Consider the following 18,994-nt stretch of genomic DNA (forward strand, 5'->3'; position numbering starts at 1 on the left):
GGGTGATGTGCGAACCGACGGCCGTGCCGCCGTAGGAAATTCGGCCTTCCCCTTCAGGAGCCAGTCATGGACGAACTTGATACGGCGATCCTGCGCCATCTGCAGTCGGACGGCCGCCAGTCCAACCGCGCCCTCGCCGAGAAACTGGGCATCGCCCCCTCCACCTGCCTGGAGCGCACGAGGCTGCTGCGCAAGCGCGGCGTCATCCGGGGCTATCGGGCCGAGGTCTCCCTGCGGGCGCTCAACCGGTCCGTACAGGCGATGGTCTTCACCCAGGTCAGGCCCCTGCGGCGGGACGTCGTCGCCGCCTTCGAGCAGTCGGTGACGCAGTTGCCGGAGGTGGTCTCCGTCTACACGATGGCCGGCAGCGACGACTTCCTCGTCCACGTCACGGCCCAGGACATCGACCACCTGCACGCCTTCCTGCTGGACCAGTTCACCGACCGGCGCGAGATCGTCGGCTTCCGCACCTCGATCATCTACCAGCACCTGACCAACCCGGTCCTGGAACCGCTGCCCCCGACCGGACCGCAGGAGTAAGGCGGCGAGGTCGTGAACGCCTCCTGCCTCGGCACCACGCGGGCCTGCCGCGGGCGGCGCAGCGCGCCGCGGCACTCGGCGCGGCCCGGACCGTGTCGTCGCTGCGGAAGCCAGTGCCGGCGCCGGTCCCACCGCAGCCCCGGCCCTGCCGGCCCGCGACCGCACTGCCCCGCCCGAGCTGTCCGGATCCGGCCCGACGGCCCTCCGCGCCCCTCCGGTCTGCGCTCCCTGACGTCAGCGGCCTCCGGCACGACGCGTCACCATCGGATGTGGGACAGGGTCGTCGCACGAACACTCGCGTCAGCCGTCCTGGCCACCTGAGCTGTGCGGCCCTGATCCTGTGCACCGCGGCAGGTTCACCTGCGAGCAGGTGAGGCCCCGTTTTCGGAGGAGTCGCCACGACGGGCGCCGTGCCAGTCCAGGACCAGGATCGTGGCGTCGTCCTTGAGGTCGCCGTGGCAGGCGTCCAGCACCGCGGCTGTCAGGGTGCGGACGGTTTCCCTCGGGTGCAGGTCACGGGTGTCGTGCACGAGTTCGGCCAGGTCGACGGCCACGGCACCGCGCTCCTGCATGCCGTCGGTGAGCAGGATCAGGCGGTCCCCGGGGTGCAGCCGCAGTTCCTGTACGCGGTAGGAGCTGGGCGCCGACACCCCGAAGGGAAGGTTCACGGCGAGTTTGACCTCCTCGACGGTGCCGTCGCGCAGGAGCAACGGCCAGGGGTGCCCGGCGTTGACCAGTTCGACCAGACCTGTTTCGAGGTCGATGCACAGCAGTTGCCCGGTGGCCAGGCCACGACTGTGGTTCAGCAGGGCCTGGTGGGCCTGGTTGGCCTGTCTGAGAGCGTCGCAACCGCTGCGACGGGCCCGCCGCAGCGCGCCGACCAGCAAGGTGGCCAGCAGAGCGGAGTCGGTGTCGTGCCCCATGGCATCGGTGATGGACAGGTGCAGGGTGTCGCGGTCGAGGCTGTAGTCATAGGTGTCGCCGCCGATGTCGTCGGCCGGGACCAGCCCGGCGGCGAGGGTGAACTGGGGTGCCTCGCAGCAGGCCGCCGAGGGCAGCAACTGGTGCTGGATCTCCGCGGCCAGGCTGGTGTTGGTGGTGCGCCGGCCCAAGTGGTACAGGTCGGTGAAGCGGCGGTCCGTGACAATGATGTAGGCCAGCGCGTGGGCCGCCCGGCCGACCCGTCTCAGCACGGCCTCATCGGTGTGCTGCAGGGTCATCTCCAGTACACCGACGCAGTCGCCGCGGTTGGTGACCGGCACGATGACGCGCCATCCGCCCCCACCGTCCGGTTCCACATACTGACGTTGGGACTGCAGGACACGGTCGTAGACGCTCCCTTGCAGGTCGATCGGCGCAGCGTCGCCCTGGACACCGCCTTCGGCGGCCGCGGTCAGCCGCACCAGTTGCTGGCCGATGAGGTCGACGAAGAGAAACGACACGTTGCGGGCCCCGAACCCCCTCTGCAGGGTGCGCGCCACCACGTCAACGGACTCACCGGGCGGTGCGGCCTCCGCGGCAGCGAGAAGCTCGTCCAGTGCCACATCTGCGTCCACCACGGCAACCTCCTGTCAACTGCCGTCCCTTCTTCCCTGACATTCTTCGGCCTCACCCGGCGCACCCCATCGCAACCGATCCGGCACCCTTTCCGTTCAAAGCCCCTCGGAACGGGTATAAGCCTCCCTCGCACCCATCAGGGCGTACGGGCTGTACCGAGTCGTACCGGGCGGCTCCGCGCACGACGCGCCGTACGGGGCGGCACGGTCCTCGGCGATCACGGATCGTTCCACCCCCTTGCTCCGGCCCACCGAGAACCGTCCGGTCTGCGGGCGGACAGCGGGAGACGATGTGGAACGCCTTCCGGGGCCGATGAAACAGGAAGGCACCGGTGCGATTCCTGGTGCGGCAGGCCGCTCGCCGTCGGCCGCACCGCCGCTGTGAGCGCGAGGCCGACCGCTCACCCGCCCTTCATCGGCACCGCCTGCACCCCCGGCGCTTCCGGGCTGCGGACCAGCGGGCCCGGCCCTTGCCGGAGGGATCGGGCGGCATGACCGCCGTCCGTGCGGGCCCTGACCGCACGGCGTTGCCTGTGCGACCGTTGGCCTTACTGGAGTCGGTGTTCCTCAACCACGGGAGGGTGGCCCATGACAGCCGTGCACGTGACCGTGTGGGACGACCGCGACCGGGCCGGAGGGGGCTCCGCCCCCGTGGCTTCGCGGGCCGTGGTGAGCCCGGCGACCCCTGCCGCCCCCGCCCTCTTCGTCCACAACATCTTCACCTGGGGCAGCGACCCGGCGTACGGCTTCGCCGCGCAGCGGCCGCTCGCCGACAGCCGGCGACTGCTCCTGATGGATCGCCGGGGTTACGGCGACAGCCCGGACACCGCGCGCAGCGACTTCGACGCCGACGCCGAGGACGTCGTGGAGATCCTCGGCGACGAGACCTGCGTCACGGGGCGCGGCGGCGCCCACCTCGTGGGACACGGGAACGGCGCCGTCGTCGCGCTCATCGCCGCAGCGCGCCGGCCCGACCTCGTCCGCTCCCTCGCCCTCGTCCAACCCTCCGCCTTCACCGCCGCCGCGGACCATCCGGTCGTCGCCGACCTCCTCGACCGCGTGCGCGACGGCGCCCCGGGCATCCCGGACGGGGTCACGCCCGAGCAGTATCTGCGCGCGTCCACCGAAGGGCTGGGGACGGCCATGCCCGAGCCCACACCGCGCCGGCTCCGTGCCGTCGCCACCTCCATGCGGGAACGGCCCGTTTGGGAGGCGGAGATCCCGCTGGAGGCGATCCGGGGCGCCCTGCCGGTTCTGGTGATCTGCGGGACCTGGGAACACGCGCCCGCCGCGTACCGCGAGCATGTGGGGCGCCCCCTCATGGCCGTGGCCGAGTCCCTCGCGGACTCCCTCGGAAGCCGGCTGCTGCGGGTGCCCGGGTACTACCCGCACACTCAGGAGGCGGCCGCCGTCAACGCCGCCCTGCGGGAGTTCTGGGGCTGACCCGCTTCCGGACAGCGCTGCTCCAGGCAGGCCCCGTCCCGGACGGGGGCAGGACTGCGGGGCCTGGCCGAGGTCGGGACAGCAGGGACCGATGCGCCTGTGCCGACGGGTGGGAATGCACGTCCGGCCGGCACGCGTTCTGGCCGGACCTGGTGCGCGGTGCGGTCAGTCGAGCAGGACGATCAGTGTGACCGTGGTTCCGGCCGTGCCGTTCGTGAGGGTGAGATCGTCCACGAACGCCCGGGCCAGGCGCAGTCCACGACCGCTCTCTTCTCCGTCCGGCGAGTGGTGCGCGCAGGTGTCCGGACGAGCCGGCCCCGGGCCCTGATCGACGATGGTGCAGCGCAGTCCGGTGCCTGTCCGGTCCAGCTCGAGGTGGCCTCGGCCGCCGCCGTGCACGATGGCGTTGGTCGCGATCTCGTTCACCGCCAGCACGAACTCCGCGAGCCGGGCAGGGCGCAGACCGGCTGCCCCGGCGTGGCGGGCGACTTGGCGTCGCAGCTCCCCGAGGTCGGAGGCTGCGAACGGGGTTTTGAGGACCATGTGGCCCGCCCGGGGGACGATAGTGCCGTTGACGTGCTCCTTCGGTGCTGCGGTGATGTGGTGGTCCTCCATGGAGCTGGGGCTGTCCTCGATGTCGACGTCACGGTCGCGGTCACGGATCACTGTGCGAAGCACTCCTCCTGCACCACCAGGTGCGGCACTGCCGAGGCGTTGCACAACCGCAGCAGCTGGTTCTGTATCGGCAGGCAGCGAACGGTCAGGAGCCGGCCGGCCGGACGCCGGCGGGCGAGCCGCACGATCGTGCGTGCGCTGTGCCCGTCCATGAAGCACAGCTCGCACAGGTCCAGAACGGTGATGCGGTCCGGGCCGGCCAGGGCGTCGGCAAGGACCGCGTCGAACTCGTCACGCGTGGCGAGGTCGGCCTCACCGGCGGCCCACAGCTCGGTGCCGACCCGGGTGAACTCCAGCGCGTCCAGCCGGGGCAGCACCTTCTTGGGATGAGCCCGGCCGATGCGCTGCAGCAGTCGCTCGTCGAAGAGGCGCTGGTCGTACTCGCACACGGCGGTGAGGTTGAGGTCGGCGAGCACCGTCGACAGCCGGCTCTCGTACTCCACCAGCACGTCGTGATCGACACCGGATCCGGCGGCCCACCCCATGTCGGCCACGATGCGCACCCCCGTGAAGCCCTGCGCCCTGGCCCTCGTCGCCAGCTCCAGCCAGAACCGGATACGGGCGTCGGGGTCCAGACCGCACGACGGATCGAACCCTGCGATCTCCGTGCACAGGAGCAGTTGCCCGGCCGCGAGCCCGGAGTCGACGGCCGACCCGCACGCCTCCAGCCGCGCCGCCACGGACCGTGGTGGCCGGATCGGTGAACAGCACCACCTGCTCACCGCGCGCCAGGCCCTGCTCGATGTAGGCGGCCCGCACCTGCCAACGACTGGCGTGGTCGTCGAACGCCAGACAGGCATGGTCTCCGTCGGACACGCGCAGAGCCGAAACCGGCCGGGCACAAGCGCTGGCGTCCATGCCCCCAATCTAGAGCCGGCCCACCGCGTCAAGGCCACGGTGACCGCAAGTGTCTGGTTCGCCGGCATCCGGGCCCGAACCGGTCCCGAAGATGTTTCCCACGGTGCGGTGCCTTTCGCCGTTGTTCGGCACAGGTGCCGGGGAGCGCGCCCGCCCGGAAGGCCGGAGAGCGCGCCCGCCCGAAAGAGGGAGCCTGCTCCCGCATGGCGCACACGGCCGTCGCCGCTGCCGCGCGGCCGCCGTGCCGCGCACTTGCGGCGCGGGACGTCCCCGGTGATCGCGGCCCGGCCGGCCGCCGGGCGGACAGCGACAGTCGCACCGGCCACCGGGGCCGCCGCACGGGCCGCGCCTGCGCGGCAACACCTGCCGCCTCCGGGGCCACCGCGCCCGGCCGGGCGGGGACAGGAACAGGGAGAGGGACAAGAACGCAGCAGCGTGCAGTCCTGGCCTGCGGTGCCGTGGCCGGCCCTTCGCCAGACCGGCCACGGCGCACCACCACGCGCACACGGCACAGGAGAACAGCGTCGCGCCCCTGCCGTCTCTCCCCTCCGCGTCGCCTCATACGCGGCCGACCGGGTGAACCCGCAGGCGGCCCCGGCCGCGAGGCCGCACTGTCGTTGTCGTCCCTCACAGCCCTCACGCCTCCGCCGACAACCCGTTTCCGCACCACCGGCCCGCTTCCATGGCACTCCCTGTACGTGCCTTCGGGAGCCGTTTCGAAGCGACTGTGGGTGTCACTATCCGACCGGGTTTGTGATGTCCCTTTGTTTTGACGTCACTCGGGGTCCTGTGATGGGACCGTAAGGCGTGCCTGCCCGCCAGGGGCTCGTCCATCGGCGCACGGCGGTGTCGCGCTTCCCCTCCACCCGCCGTTGCTTCGCGGCCAGGCCGGGCGCCTTGGGTGGTGGGCCCCGCTGTCCGACGCGGGGAGACGGGAGAGAGCCGAGGCGAAGGAGAGGCAGCAGGGGTGGAGTTCTACAGGGGGGACTGGCCGGCGGGCGAGGTGCCGGAGGAGACCACCGGCTTCGTCGGCCGCCGGGCCGAGCTGATCAGGGCGGGCTGCGCGCTTCAGGAGACCCGGCTGGTCACGCTGACCGGGGTGGGCGGAGTGGGCAAGACCCGACTCGCCCTGCGCGCCGCGGCCGGGCTGCGCGCCACCTTCCCCGACGGAGTGTGGCTGGTGGAACTCTCCCCGGTGCCCCGCACCGGCCGGCACGACACCGAGCTGCTCGCCCTGATCGTCATGGAGGCACTGCGGCTGGCGGACCAGACCACCCGTCCGGCCACCGAGGTGGTGGCCGAGTGGCTGGCCGACAAGCGTCTGCTGCTCCTCCTGGACTGCTGCGAACACCTCACCGCTCCCTGCGCCGACCTCGTCGGGGACCTGTTGTCCGCCGCCCCGGGACTGCGCATCCTGGCCACCAGCCGCCAGCCGCTGAGCGCCCGGGACGAACGCGTGATGACGGTACCCCCGCTGCCCGTTCCCAGGCCCGGCCGACCGCAGGGCGGGCCCGGACAGGAGGAGGATGCGGTGGCGCTGTTCCTCCAGCGGGCCGCCGACGCCGCGCCCGGCCTGGCCACCGACGCCGCGGCCCGCGCGGTGGTGGCGGAGATCTGTGTCCGGCTGGAGGGCCTTCCGCTCGCCATCGAGCTGGCCGCCGCCCGGCTGCCCGAGCTGACCCTGGACCAGCTCCGCGCCGACCTCCACAGCCGTTTCGAGGTGCTCGCCGCCGATCCCGAGGCGTACGGCGACGGCGAGCCGCGGCACCAGGCGCTGCGCACCACCATCGGCTGGAGCCATGAGCTGTGTGCCCCGCTGGAACGGCTGCTGTGGGCCCGGCTGTCGGTCTTCGCCGGGGGCTGCGACCGCGAGGCGGCGCAGGCGGTGTGCGCCGGCGGGCCGCTGTCCGCCGAGGAGGTGCCCCGGCTGCTGGACGGCCTGGTGGCCAAGTCGCTGCTGCAGCGGCGGGCGCACGTGACGGGGGCGGTACGGTACGCGATGCTGGACACGGTGCGCGAGTTCGGAGCCGACTGGCTGGCCGGACTGGGCGAGGCGGGGGCCATCGCCCGTCGCCACCGCGACCACTTCCTGGCCCTGGCCCGGCGGGCCGACGCCGAGTGGGTCGGCCCGCATCAGGTGGCCTGGTGCTGGCGCGCGGTCGTCGACCACGCCAACTTCCGCGCCGCCCTGGACCACTGCCTGACCGAGGGCGAGGAGCAGGCCGCGTTGGAACTGGGCGGGGCGCTGTGGTTCTCCTGGTTCGCCTGCGGGTACGCCCGGGCGGGCCGCCACTACCTGGACCGGGCCCTGGCCCGGTGGACAGACCCCGGCCCGGCCCGCAGCAGGGCGGTCTGGGCCTGCGGTGTGGCCGCCGTCGCCCAGGGCGACGCCCACACGACCACGCGGCTGGGCAAGGAGTTCCGCGTCTGCGCCGAGGCGGCGGGCAGCCCGGCCATGCTGACCGCCGCCGCCTACCTCGACGGCCTCGGCCTGCTGCTGCACGGACAGCCCGCGGAGGCCGCCGCGGTGTTCGACGCCACGGACTACACCCGGGCCCACAGCAGCGCCTACGCCGGGGCGCGCTTGATGGTCTGGGCGACCCGGGGGTTCGTCCATGTCGCTCTGGGGGAGTTCGCGGACGCCGCCGCGGCGGCCGACGCCTTGCGCACGGAGTGCGGCCGGCGGGGCGAACGGTGGGCCCGCGCCTGGGCCGACTACATCCACGGGCTGGCGGAACGCGGCCTCGGCAGACCGGAGGAGGCCGCCGTGCACGCCCGCGCCGCCCTGGAGAGCAAGGCCCTGCTCCACGACAGCCTCGGTACCGCCACAGCCGCCGACCTGCTGGCCTCCGTGACCGCGGACAGCGGCCACGGCGAGCGGGCGGCCCGGCTGCTCGGCACGGCCCAGCAGATCTGGGACACCCTCGGCCGCCCCCAGATGGGCATGCCCCACCTCATCGCCGCCCGCACGGACTGTGAGCGGCAGGCGCGGGAGGCCATCGGGGACGCCGCGTACGAGGCCGCCTACCGCACCGGTCTCCAGACCAGCATCGACGACGGTCTCGCCCACGCCCTGCACCAGAGCTGAGAGGGCGGTGTGCCGTCGTTCGCGGTCACATCGGCGGAAGCGGTCCGCCCGCGCTCGTGCATCAGCGCGCTGACCGGCGAAAGAGCACCTGCCCTGCGGGCCTGCCCGGGGCACGCGCGGAAGTCCGGGAGCGATCACCGTCGTCCGCTCCGGCACCCCCGCGGTGACCGTACGGAACCGGCCCGCCGCCACTGCCCCGTCGGCGCCGTCGAAGACGCCTGCCGCCACCTGACCGCCGACGGCCTCGACGCCACCGCCGCCCGTCGGGGCCTTGCCGGCGTCGAAACCGTCCTCCCACTCCGCACGGTGATGGCGAACGGTGGCTTCGAGGACTACTGGCTCGGCTGCCGGCCGCCGGTGTGCGCCAGCCGGTAGCGACCGGGAGAGATGCCGTGCGCGCGTTTGAAGGCGTTGGCGAAGGCGTACTGCGAGCCGTACCCGACGCTCTGCGCGACGGACTTGAGGGATGTGCCGCTCTCCTTGAGCAGGCGGGCGGCGACGCTCAGCCTCCACCAGGTCAGATAGGACATCGGCGGTTCCCCCACCAGACCGGTGAACCGGCGCGCGAAGGCCGCCCGGGACAGGTTGGCCTCCTTGCCCAGTTCCTCGACGGTCCAGGCGCGGGCCGGGTCCTCGTGCATGGCGCTGAGAGCGGCGCTGACGACGGGATCGGCCAGCGCTGCGGACCAGCCGGGCGCGCCGCGGTCGGACTCGTCCTCGAACCAGGCCCGCAGTATGTAGATCAGCAGCAGGTCGAGCAGTGTGGACAGGGCGGAGACGGATCCCTGCTGCGGGTTTCGCAGTTCGTTGCCGAGCAGGGAGACGGCGGAGCGCAGTGCGGGATGGCGCCCGAACTGCGATCGCAGGTGGATGACGTCCGGCAGGGTGGCCAGGAGGGGGTGGGACTGCGTCCGATCCAGCCGGTAGGCGCCGCACAGCAGGGAGGTGGGGCTGTCGGCGTCCGCGTCGGCGTGGCCGGGGTCCTCCAGGGCGTGCTGTGTGCCGTGCGGGGTGAGTACCACGTCGCCGACGTTCAGGGTCCGGGACGAGCCGTCGGGTGCCAGCAGTCTGCACGATCCGCTCAGCACGATGTGGAATCCCGCTCCGGCGAAAGGTGCGAAGGGGGTGTGCCAGGTACCCGCGCGATCTTCTCGGTTGGCGAAGGGGCGGCCTGAGCGGAGGGAGGCGATGACATCGCTGAGCACGTCCACGTCCCTCAGCGTATTCGGCCGATCAGGGACCGGGCACGAGACGGCGTTCATCGTCTTGTCACCGGATGACGAGTGGTCGTGACGGGTCAGGTGGTGCGGACCAGGCGGCCGGGCACGGCCGTGGCGCCAGGGACATGTCGCCCCTTCCGGGAAGCGGCGGGTGGGACAGGGGGCAGGCCCCCGAGCGGGCGCCCGCCGGAGGCACCGCCCGTGGCGGCGCCCCACGGGGTGTGTCGGCCCGGCGGCGCGGCCCCGGGCGCGGCGGGCGTCAGTCCTTCGCCGCCGGTGCGGTCAGGGGCGCCCACTTCTTGATGGCGAAGCCCTCTCCCTCGCGGGCGACTTCGGCCGCTCCGGCGCCGCCCAGATGGGCCGGGACGATGAGGGCGTTGGTGTCGGCGGCCTCCTCCATCATGCGGCGGCGGCTCCTGGCCGCCTGACGCCGGTCTTCGCTCAGGCAGGTGTCGTGGTCGGGCGTGAGGAACTGCAGCGGCGTGTGGACGAGGTCCCCGACGAAGAAGGCGCGATCCGTGCCGGAGCGCAGCTTGAGCACCGTGGAACCGGGGGTGTGCCCGGGAGCGAGGTGGAGGGACAGTCCGGCGTCGATGGGGTGCTCGGTGCCTTCCCACAGCAGGGCCTGGCCGGCCCGGTGAACGGGGAGCACGCTGTCGTCGAAGCACGCCCTGCTGTCGGCGGGGTCGCCGAAGTCCGACTTGCGGGGGATGTTGTTGACAGGGTTCCAGTAGTCGAAGTCGGCCTTGTGCATCAGGTACCGGGCGTTGGGGAACGTCGGTGCCCACTCTCCGTTCTCCAGCCGGGTGTTCCACCCGACGTGGTCGGTGTGCAGATGGGTGTTGACGACCGTGTCCACGTCTTCGGGCCGCACGCCGATCGCGGCGAGCCGGTGCAGGAAGTCGCCGTCGCGGTTGGCCAGCAGGCCGTGGCCGCGCGGCTTGTCGTTGCCCAGCCCGGTGTCCACCAGGATCGTGCGGCCCCGCCCTCGCAGCACCCAGGTCTGCATGTGGGCCTGGTAGTCGCCGGTCGCGGCATCCCAGAAGTGCGGGTCCAGCCAGGCCCGGTGTTCTTGCCAGGCGTCGGCGGGGATGGAGGGGAACAGCACGCCGACCGGCGCGAAACGGCCGTGCCACTCGGTGACACGGGTGATCTCGAAGTCTCCCAAGGTGATTGTCTGCATGCTTCGACCGTATGAACATGCCGCAAGACGCTCAATAATCAGAAGTACCTCGTTGATACGTGTACGTCTCAGCATGGAGGTTCTGAGTGAGAGCCGTCCGCTGGCCTCCATCGTGTGTGCGGGGCGGTCGGTTCGTTCGGGTGGCCGGGGCCGTGGACTGCGGCCCGGACGAACGCGGCTGTGACGGCCTCGGTAGGTCGTGGAGAACTACCCAGGTCAGTGGCTTGACCGCGAGGTTCGGTCCGGGGCGGGGCTGTCGTCCGTCAGCTGCCTTCGCACCTCTTGCCGCCAGTGCGGGTCCTGGCGCAGGTGGAGGATCCAGCCGAGTGACTCCTGGGGCGGCCGGGTGAGCGCGTCGGCCAGGGCGAGCGCTGCCTCCGCACGATCCTGCCAGGCCAGAACTTCCTGGTGGTCGATCAGCGGTCGTCCCTCGGCGTCCCGCAGCGGACCCCGCGCCGCCTCGGCCTCTGCGACTGTGCGGCGCAGCCGCAGACCGAGCCCGGAATCATCCGTGAAGTCGGGGCCTGCCTCCTGCCCCACCTGTGGCAGTACGTCAGCGATCTCGCCGTAGCCGTCGAGGCCGGTCTCGGCGGCCAGGCTTGCCGTCTGCGCGGCGAGAACGCGACGCAGGCGAACGGGTGGTGCCGCGTCGACCAGGGAGGACAGCGTGTTCGGCACGGGCACCGGGCGACGGCCGTCCGGAAGGACGGGAAGCAGGTGCGCGCTGTCGAGTTCCCCCGTCAGGGCGTCCGGTGGCAGGTCGATGCCGAAGTGGAGGAAGACCGCGTCGCGCACCTCCCGCAGCTTCGTCCGCTGCTGTGCAGGTGTGGGCCGTTCCGGCCCCGGCGGCAGCAGGAGGCCCCCGCCCCGATGCCGCAGCGCCGATTCGTCGTGCGGCGGCAGCCCGGGGACGATCTCGAACGGGTCGCGCTCGCCGTCCAGCCGGAAGGCGCGCCCGGTGTCATAGACCGTGACCAGTTCGCCGTGGTCGAAGAAGGACATCGTGGTGGTGCCGTGGAAGAAGCCGACGGCCACCGCGCGGGTGCCGTGGGAGACACGACGCAGGACCTCGCTCCGTACGCCCTGGCGGTGTCCTTCCTCGATCCCGAACGCCCACTCGCCGCGGACACCCACACGGACCACCGGGAAAAGCCCCGCGCGGTTCTGCGTCATGTCCGTACGCGCCTCCGCGTGTGCCTGCTGCCGTGACCGCCGGTGCCGGGTGGCGGGCAGCGCCCCGTATCGGCGCAGCAGTTCGCCCTCGTCCACAGCGTGTACGAAGACGAGGCAGAACGCGTCGTACCCGCTTGCCCACATGTCCTCCGCCGCGGCATCGCCGGACGTGTCGTGCGGCGAGGTCACGGCCGGCGGCGGGACAGCGGCCGCCAGATCGAGCACGGACCGGGGCGCCGGGCGCGGCTCGTGGACCCTTTCCCACAGCAGCATCTCCTGCTCGACGATCGGTACATGACGTCCGTCCAGCTCCAGGACGCTTCCGTGCTCCAGACAGTCCGCGAGCCCCTGCAGGAGAGCAGCAAGGCCCGGCCACTGCCCGAACTCCGTCCCCTCGCCCTTGATGTGCACCCCCACCGCCCCGAACGACTCGCCTTCGCGGCAGTCCAGGACGAGCGCATCCGTGCGGCCGCTGCGGGCGAGGGTGACGTACTGATGGTGCCAGTAGCCCTCGAACGGCATCTCCTCACCGTGCCTGCCCCACACCTCGCGGCGCATCCGGTCGTCCTTCACGAGCGAGGCGAGGGACAGCGGCTCGTAGCCGGGAAAGGTGAAGCTCCCCTCGCCGAGGAGGGCACCGTCGTGCTGCCGCAAGGACGCGACCAGCTCAGCGGGGAACTCCACCCCCAGCTCGGCGGCCGCAGCACGGGTGGCCTCCTGCGAGGCCCCCGGACGCGGGGAGGCGAGCGTGCGCGGCGAGCCAGGAATCGATCCGCCGCCAGGAATCCGCCACGGGAGTCACGGTCATGGGCCGATGATGGCATTCCCCTCTGACACTCACCGGCGCGCCAGCGTGCACGAGGGCGCGCGCCCGGGACCGCGCTCCCGGCCGGCGTGACCCATCGCGGGAAGGGGGCGTTGGAGCAAGCGTCGCGTGTCGGGACCCCGTCCGAGCTCATACGGGTGCGCGACCAGCGAGGGCCTGAAGCGGCGCATGCCTTGGGCCCTCGCCTTTCACCCCCTTCCCTTACGGTGCGGAAACGGCTGCCTTCCTGCCCGGCCGCACCTCTTCCCACCCTCGTGACCAGCGCCTGTCCACTCGTGGCCGACGGCGAGCAGACGGGCGGGCTCAGGCGACGAGTGCGCGGCACATGGTGGGACAGCAGCCGCACTCGCGGCCGCTCGGTGTCGAGGCGGGCCGCCGTTCATTGTCGGCGCATGACAAGCCGACCGAGACTCGGCCCTTCACCACCCGTCCGAGCAAGAAAAGAGGATCTTGGAGAAGTCCTGCGGGCAACTCACCGTTTCCGCACTCCGCTTGGCCGGTCGGTCTCAGTGGGACACTTGCGTTTTCGGGGCCCGAGAGGTGCACTGGAAGGGAGGGAAAATACCATTTCTCCCGGAAAGAGGTCGATGTCATGACCATCGCCGAACAAAAGGTCCAGGACGTCGCGGACGTCAACATCGACATCGAAGCGGAACTGAGCCCTCCCGAGGCTGACGGCGTCTTCCGCGACTCCCGCCAGTGCGCGGCCCTCGCGCTCGCGGGCGGCTCCGGCAGCGTGCTGCTGTCACCTCCCACCCCGCGACCGAAGAAGAGCTGACAAAGGTTTTCGAACCAACCGTGGGGCGCTTGAGGCCCCTCGACGAGCACCCTGCGGGAACGCACCTCTGACACGGTCCCCGGACCGTGCGACCACAGCCCCTGCCGTGCCGCTGCCGGGCCGACCGTCGAAGGTCGACCCGGCCGACTACCGTGAGCATCACGCGGCGGAGTACGGCACCGACCGTCTCAAAGGGCACCGCGCCGTGGTGACACGCCACGACGGACTCGTGGTCCGCCACGGGGCGGCCGTCCCCGTCGCAGCCGTCGACGAGCGGCTGCGGCCGCTCACACAGCGCGCTCCATACAGACCAGCCGGTCCCGCTCGTCCCATGACTCGGTGACGGTGAATCCGAGCCGCTCGTACAGGGCTATCGCGCCTGCCCGCCACCTCCACACCGACAACCGCACCGCACTGACGCCGCTTTCCGCAGCATGCGCGAGGGCGGCACCGACCAGGCCGGACGCGACACCCGACCCACGGAACGCCGGGGCCGTCCAGAGCCTCTTGAGTTCGGATCGTCCGTTGACGGGGGCGGTCACCACCAGGCAGCCCACCGCGGTGTCCCCGCTCAGCGCCAGCAGCACGACATCATCGGCGAACGCGACCCGTGGATCCAGGATCTCTGCCCGGTAGCGGTTCGGCAGCTCGTCCACACCGGCGACGGTCTCGCCTTTCTCGGCCTGTGTCTGCAGGTGGTAGGCCTCCAGCAGCTCGGCCGGCCCATTCCGGGCGGAAGAGCCCCGGCCCGGCCAGCGGACGACGGCGACCTCGCGGTGATCAGTCATCGGATTCCTTTCGTGGATACCCCCGGCTTCAGCCGGGGGAGGAAACGAAACACCTGCGGAGCAGGGCGGAAAGCGGGGTTTCGCCGCCGGGGCGAAAGACCGTGCTCTGACCCGCAGGTTTGGCCTTCAATCGTCATCCCGCTAGCTTGTGGGTATGGCCACGGCGCAGGTGAAGCGGGCCTTTCGGTACCGCTTCCATCCCACGGACGAGCAGGCGGCGGAGTTGTCGCGCACGTTCGGCTGCGTCCGCAAGGTCTACAACCTGGCGCTGGCCGCCCGCACCGAGGCGTGGGCGCGACAGGAGCGGGTGAATTACAACGCGACGTCGGCGATGCTGACGGCGTGGAAGAAGACCGAGGAACTGGCGTTTCTCAACGAGGTGTCCTCGGTGCCGCTGCAGCAGGCCTTGCGGCATCTGCAGACGGCGTTCACGCACTTCTTCGGCAAGCGGGCGCGGTATCCGCGGTTCACGTCGAAGAAGAGGTCGCGCAGGTCGGCGGAGTACACCGCCCGTGCGTTCCGGTTCCGGGACGGAAAGCTGACCCTGGCGAAGACGGCGCAGCCGCTGGCCATCGTCTGGTCGCGCCCGCTGCCCGCGGGGGCGAAGCCGTCCACGGTGACCGTGTCGCAGGACGCGGCGGGCCGCTGGTTCGTCTCGCTGCTGTGCGAGGACCCCTGCGTCCAGCCGCTGCCCGCCACCGACACGTGCGTGGGTGTCGACGTCGGACTCGATCACCTGCTGACCCTGTCCACGGGTGAGAAGGTCGCCAATCCCCGGCACGAGCGCCGCGACCGGGCCCGGCTGGCCAGGGCCCAGCGCAACCTGGCCCGCAAGGCCAGGGGCGACGGCGCCAACCGGGCCAAGGCGCGGCGGAAGGTCGCCAAGGTCTACGCCCGCATCGTCGACCGCCGGCGCGATCATCTGCACCAGCTGACCACTCGGCTCGTTCGTGACAACCAAACGATCGTGATCGAGGACCTCGCTGTTCGGAACCTGGTGAAGAACCACACCCTGGCCCGTGCGATCAGTGATGCGGCCTGGGCGGAGTTCCGCCGCATGCTGGAGTACAAGGCCGCCTGGTACGGCCGCGACGTGATCGCGGTCGACCGCTTCTTCCCCTCCTCCAAACTCTGCTCCGCCTGCGGCACCATGCAGAACACCATGCCGCTGAGCGTTCGCGAGTGGGTGTGCGGGTGCGGGGCGGTGCACGACCGGGACGTGAACGCGGCGAAGAACATTCTGGCCGTCGGGCTGACGGCGTCCGTCTGTGGAGCTGGTGTAAGACCTCAACGGAGCACTCCGGGCGGGCGGTCGGCGACGAAGCAGAAACCCCTGCGGCGCGAGCCGTAGGAATCCCCCTCCCCTCAGGAGGGGGAGAAAGTCAAGACGTCAGCATCACATGAGGCATGCCAGGGCCTGAACGAGTGTCCTGATCCACTCCCGCTACGCGCCTGGGTCACTGCCTCGTCCATGACTCCGTGGGCCTTCGGGACGTGCGCAAGGATCGGCGTGCCACGGCGCATCGGAGTGCCCTGCCCGAGAACCGGGCCGCTCCCCGCGCACCCCGGCCCTGCTCACCGGGAACGCCCTGCCAAGCCACTCAGGGCGTCGATCGACACGCCGGTGCGGCGGCCGTCCAGCCGGCCGACAGTGGCAGGACGCCCACGCCGCACCCGCCGCCCCGACGGCAAAGCGTCCTTCCTGCGCTGCAACCGCGTCCTCGCGCACCGGCGGCCGACGCGGTCGGTGCGCTCGGAGGAGTTCGCCCCACCTGGACGGCCGCCGGTGCGTCATCACCGGCGCACTCCAGGGACTCGCCGGTGTCGCAGCCGTTCTCGTACCCCTGACCAGCGGGCAGGGCGCCTGGCGTCCTGTCGCAGGCGACCTCGTCGCCGTCCGACATGAGGGCGCCCCGGGCGCGTGAGGTACCAACCTCATGGATCGGTATATCCGCGCCCATCATGTTTCGCGCTATTGGAGGAGAGGGACACGATATGCGTCAGCGGTCCTGAAGGAGACTGCGCCATTGCCCTACGGGGCGCGCCACTGCGGCCGACGGTAGTGGAAAGCCGGCCCACAGGACAGCATTCTCGAGGAGAAGGTGAGGGTGACGGCCTGACGCTGAACACAGCGATGTCCGGATGCCCGGTACGACCGAAGAAAAGGCTGTACCGGGCATCTGCCAATGCAGTTCAGCGTTTTCCGAGGAATAGGGTTTACCGCTTTTTATTCGCCCCGTGTGGACACGAGGACCGTGCGCATGTTCCTTGATGCCAGGCGGGTGCCCTGCAAGCCTGCGCTCATCGTCCGGCACATGGCCGGACGTCCGCGGTCGGCGGCCGAGAGCCGGCATGAGGCGGGGCCGCGCATGTGCAGCAGCCGGGCCGTACGCCCGTACGGTTGACGCCACTTGGCCCTGCCTCACGAGTGGTCAGCACTCCATCGACCGGACGTCGGCCGTATGGCCGATGCCCGCAGCGCTGTGCGTGCATCAGGCGCTGCGGCGACCGACTCGGCAGCGCCTGACATCGCCCGGCGCCCTCGTTTTCCGCTGTCGGGCGTTCCCGTCGCCGAGCGGTTTTCGGAAACGCCGGTGACGGGCTCGCATGCAGGATCACACGGTTGCAGGACGACCCCTGACGGAACCCTGCTATCAGATACACCAGGAGAATGCAGTGCGTTTACCGAGCTTCCGGTCCGCCTGGCGGACGGGCACCAAGTGATCCTTTTGCGCCCCCGGGATTCATAAGGTGCACTGCGACATGGAGAACAACCCGTTCGTCCAGAAAAGAGGAGATATCATGGCTGCTTCGGGGCAGATCGTCCAGGACGTCACGGACGTCGACATCGAGTCGGCACTGAACCCGGTCGAGGCCGACGGAGTCTTCCGTGACTCCCGCGAGTGCGGAGCCATCGCGCTCGCGGGCGGCTGTGGCAGCGTGCTGCTGTCGCCACCCACCCCGCGGCCGAAGAAGAACTGACCAGCATTTCCGACCCAGCAGCCGAGCACTTCGGCCCACTGACGGGCAGCGTGCGAGCACGTCCTCCGAACCCTTCGGTTGGAGATCGGCTGCGTCGTTGCAGTTCGGGGCGGTGGCCGGGTAGCGGCTCGCGCCGGCATTCGTCCGACTCCGGTCCGTCATCGCCCCTGCCTGCCCCGCCGTCTGCATCAGGCCCCGCAGACGGGCGATCACACTCTCGCTTCGTCCGTGGGATCTCACACCACTTGTTGTTCGAAGACGACACCGCCCGGTGCCGGCACGCAGTGCTGCCGCCGGACGGTGACGCTGTTCGGGACCTTGAGGTGGAATGATCATCGCGCTTCTCGTGGCGCGAGGGCGCCGATGCCGCGCTTATCCATACTTCGCATCGAAGGGGTCGGGTCCGTCATGGGCGAATGGTCGCCGGAGGTGCTCGAGGTCCTGGAGGCTTCGGGGTGGACGGCGGGCAGGCGGGTCGACACGGCCGGGTGGCGGTCCACGTTCGAAGCGGTCGGCATCGTCATGCACGACGCCGCGGAGACGTTTCTCCAGGAGTTCGGGGGGCTGACCGTGCCCTTCAGGGGGCCGGGGATCAACCGCGCCCGGGAACCATTCGCACTGGACCCGGAGCCGGCTGCGGGCGAGGACGACCGGTTCTCCGAGTGGAGCGAGGTTCTGGGGAGGCGTCTCTTCCCGCTCGGCGAGCTCGATCACGGCCGGTTCTTCCTGGGGATCGACGAGGACAGTGAGATCTGCCTCGTCGAGACCTGGGTCGCCACCTTCGGGCCGATGCCGCACGCCCTCGCCCATCTGATCCTCGGCGTGATGCCCCGCAGGGTCGACGACGAACACATGTAGTCGGACCAGGCCCGCCGACACGGTGACTCGGCGAGCAGGACGTGTTTGCGGAGGAGCCCGCCTCCTGCGCGACCGAGCATTCCGGCGGCCGAGCATCTTGATCCGGTCGACGTGGTCCTCCACGACACCGGAGCTCCGCGGCCGCCCTGCGGACGCCCGTGGACGGGCTTCCGCCCTGGGTGACTCTCGAGGTGTTGCAGGGCGGCTTCGCCACCGGGACCGCCGGCGCAGGTGGTCCGCTCCAGGCGTACGAGACCGAGGCTGCGCGGAGTTTCGGGGTGCCCGCTGAGCGGCGCGCGCTCTTCGCGCACTGCCTCACCGAGCCCGGACTCGCCTGGCTGTGGGCCCGGCTGGACAGCGGCCACTACGAGATCGGCGTGCCCGAGGAGGTCGCGCTGCTCACCGTGGCCTGGCTGGTCCGGCACGGGGAGACCGACGCGGCGCTCGGCCTCGTCGCCGACCTGGAGCCGTTCGCCGGTCGGCTGCGCTTCCTGCCCCGCCCGACCGGCGAGCCCGCGCCGGACGCCACCGCGACCGTCCACCGCTACACCGTCTCCGAGACCGTCGGCACCTTGACACGACGACGGCCCGACACGGCCGTCGAGACGCAGCGCGGGGCACTCGCCGTATGGCAGCCGTTCGGCGACGAGCTGCTCGTCCACTGGCTGCGGACGGCGCGGGACGGACGGGTCCTGGAACGCGTTCCGGATGCCGACTGGCTGGCGGACGGCGAGGCCCTGCTCGGCCGCTACCGGCTGCTCGCCGCGGAACACACCCGGGGCTCGTCAGTACGCTCGCCTCGGAGGCGTCCGCCGCTGAACCGTCGTCGTCCGGCGGAGCGGGTCGCCTGGACGGGGCCGTTCGAGGGCGGGGTCCTCGTCCAGGGCACGTGGCTGCTCAGGGGCGACGGGTGAGGAAGCCGTCGATGGCGGGCCGGGAAGGGTGTCAGCCTTGGCGGCCGGGAAGCATGGCCAGGGCCTGGGAGCGCTGTGCGACGAGGTCGTCGTAGGTGCCGTCGCGCTCGGC

Annotated in this window: 14 protein-coding genes and 2 pseudogenes; 8 read left to right on the forward strand and 8 right to left on the reverse strand. The window is 71.3% G+C overall.

From position 1 onward, the window contains the following. Positions 1–66: 66 nt before the first annotated feature. Entirely contained in the window at positions 67–540 is a 474-nt protein-coding gene (locus IE271_RS34775) for an Lrp/AsnC family transcriptional regulator (protein ID WP_190194467.1), read from the forward strand. Positions 541–896: 356 nt separating this feature from the next. On the opposite strand, the gene IE271_RS34780 is transcribed toward IE271_RS34775, so the two are convergent. Then, complete coding sequence (locus IE271_RS34780; RefSeq protein ID WP_190194468.1) at positions 897–2,099, reverse strand: PP2C family protein-serine/threonine phosphatase; 1,203 nt, start codon at positions 2,097–2,099, stop codon at positions 897–899. A 585-nt stretch (positions 2,100–2,684) separates the two neighbouring features. Here IE271_RS34780 and IE271_RS34785 point away from each other — a divergent pair. Beyond that, positions 2,685–3,539, forward strand: a complete 855-nt coding sequence (locus IE271_RS34785; protein ID WP_190194469.1) for an alpha/beta fold hydrolase — start codon at positions 2,685–2,687, stop codon at positions 3,537–3,539. 165 nt (positions 3,540–3,704) lie between these two features. Here the strand turns inward: IE271_RS34785 and IE271_RS34790 are convergent, their stop codons facing one another. Further along, complete coding sequence (locus IE271_RS34790) at positions 3,705–4,205, reverse strand: ATP-binding protein (protein WP_229919771.1); 501 nt, start codon at positions 4,203–4,205, stop codon at positions 3,705–3,707. Continuing rightward, positions 4,202–4,894 carry an MEDS and STAS domain-containing protein gene (locus IE271_RS34795; protein ID WP_190194470.1) on the reverse strand — a complete coding sequence of 231 codons (693 nt, stop codon included), beginning with the start codon at positions 4,892–4,894 and terminating at the stop codon, positions 4,202–4,204. Before IE271_RS34795 ends, IE271_RS34790 begins: the two co-directional genes overlap by 4 nt. 1,145 nt (positions 4,895–6,039) lie before the next feature. Between IE271_RS34795 and IE271_RS34800 the strand changes: the two genes are divergently transcribed. Next, a complete protein-coding gene (locus tag IE271_RS34800) occupies positions 6,040–8,160 on the forward strand; it encodes an ATP-binding protein (protein WP_190194471.1) in 2,121 nt (706 codons plus the stop codon). Positions 8,161–8,492: 332 nt separating this feature from the next. Here the strand turns inward: IE271_RS34800 and IE271_RS34805 are convergent, their stop codons facing one another. The 3 genes from IE271_RS34805 to IE271_RS42615 all read right to left on the reverse strand — a co-directional run bounded on the left by IE271_RS34805 (position 8,493) and on the right by IE271_RS42615 (position 12,522). Next, entirely contained in the window at positions 8,493–9,371 is an 879-nt protein-coding gene (locus IE271_RS34805; RefSeq protein ID WP_190194472.1) for an AraC family transcriptional regulator, read from the reverse strand. 268 nt (positions 9,372–9,639) lie between these two features. Beyond that, complete coding sequence (locus IE271_RS34810) at positions 9,640–10,563, reverse strand: MBL fold metallo-hydrolase (protein ID WP_190194473.1); 924 nt, start codon at positions 10,561–10,563, stop codon at positions 9,640–9,642. A 216-nt stretch (positions 10,564–10,779) separates the two neighbouring features. After that, positions 10,780–12,522 carry an SMI1/KNR4 family protein gene (locus tag IE271_RS42615; protein WP_308435237.1) on the reverse strand — a complete coding sequence of 581 codons (1,743 nt, stop codon included), beginning with the start codon at positions 12,520–12,522 and terminating at the stop codon, positions 10,780–10,782. Positions 12,523–13,154: 632 nt separating this feature from the next. Between IE271_RS42615 and IE271_RS34820 the strand changes: the two genes are divergently transcribed. Continuing rightward, the gene (locus IE271_RS34820; protein WP_190194474.1) at positions 13,155–13,340 is read left to right on the forward strand and encodes a hypothetical protein; all 186 of its coding nucleotides are present in this window, start codon (positions 13,155–13,157) and stop codon (positions 13,338–13,340) included. 287 nt (positions 13,341–13,627) lie between these two features. Here the strand turns inward: IE271_RS34820 and IE271_RS34825 are convergent, their stop codons facing one another. Beyond that, the gene (locus tag IE271_RS34825; protein ID WP_190194475.1) at positions 13,628–14,128 is read right to left on the reverse strand and encodes a GNAT family N-acetyltransferase; all 501 of its coding nucleotides are present in this window, start codon (positions 14,126–14,128) and stop codon (positions 13,628–13,630) included. 154 nt (positions 14,129–14,282) lie between these two features. Between IE271_RS34825 and IE271_RS34830 the strand changes: the two genes are divergently transcribed. The 4 genes and pseudogenes from IE271_RS34830 to IE271_RS34845 all read left to right on the forward strand — a co-directional run. Next, a complete protein-coding gene (locus IE271_RS34830; RefSeq protein WP_190194476.1) occupies positions 14,283–15,479 on the forward strand; it encodes an RNA-guided endonuclease InsQ/TnpB family protein in 1,197 nt (398 codons plus the stop codon). Between the two features lie 1,451 nt (positions 15,480–16,930). Continuing rightward, complete coding sequence (locus IE271_RS34835) at positions 16,931–17,110, forward strand: hypothetical protein (protein WP_190194477.1); 180 nt, start codon at positions 16,931–16,933, stop codon at positions 17,108–17,110. A gap of 408 nt (positions 17,111–17,518) precedes the next feature. Next, positions 17,519–17,968, forward strand: coding sequence for an SUKH-3 domain-containing protein (locus tag IE271_RS34840; protein ID WP_190194478.1), 450 nt, complete (start codon positions 17,519–17,521; stop codon positions 17,966–17,968). A 146-nt stretch (positions 17,969–18,114) separates the two neighbouring features. Continuing rightward, positions 18,115–18,748: pseudogene (locus tag IE271_RS34845) on the forward strand (hypothetical protein); the annotation flags it as partial. Between the two features lie 165 nt (positions 18,749–18,913). Here IE271_RS34845 and IE271_RS42620 read toward each other — a convergent pair. Then, positions 18,914–18,994, reverse strand: a pseudogene (locus IE271_RS42620) (oxidoreductase); the annotation flags it as partial.

The sequence above is a fragment of the Streptomyces minutiscleroticus genome (genome assembly GCF_014650875.1).
Classification (GTDB): Bacteria; Actinomycetota; Actinomycetes; order Streptomycetales; family Streptomycetaceae; genus Streptomyces; species Streptomyces minutiscleroticus.

Bases quoted from the DNA above. Each gene is read 5' to 3' on its own strand.
- IE271_RS34835 (WP_190194477.1), top strand. From the start codon at position 16,931: ATGGCTGCTTCGGGGCAGATCGTCCAGGACGTCACGGACGTCGACATC.
- IE271_RS34810 (WP_190194473.1), bottom strand. From the start codon at position 10,563: ATGCAGACAATCACCTTGGGAGACTTCGAGATCACCCGTGTCACCGAG.
- IE271_RS34775 (WP_190194467.1), top strand. From the start codon at position 67: ATGGACGAACTTGATACGGCGATCCTGCGCCATCTGCAGTCGGACGGC.
- IE271_RS34830 (WP_190194476.1), top strand. From the start codon at position 14,283: ATGGCCACGGCGCAGGTGAAGCGGGCCTTTCGGTACCGCTTCCATCCC.
- IE271_RS34820 (WP_190194474.1), top strand. From the start codon at position 13,155: ATGACCATCGCCGAACAAAAGGTCCAGGACGTCGCGGACGTCAACATC.
- IE271_RS34785 (WP_190194469.1), top strand. From the start codon at position 2,685: ATGACAGCCGTGCACGTGACCGTGTGGGACGACCGCGACCGGGCCGGA.
- IE271_RS34825 (WP_190194475.1), bottom strand. From the start codon at position 14,128: ATGACTGATCACCGCGAGGTCGCCGTCGTCCGCTGGCCGGGCCGGGGC.
- IE271_RS34840 (WP_190194478.1), top strand. From the start codon at position 17,519: ATGGGCGAATGGTCGCCGGAGGTGCTCGAGGTCCTGGAGGCTTCGGGG.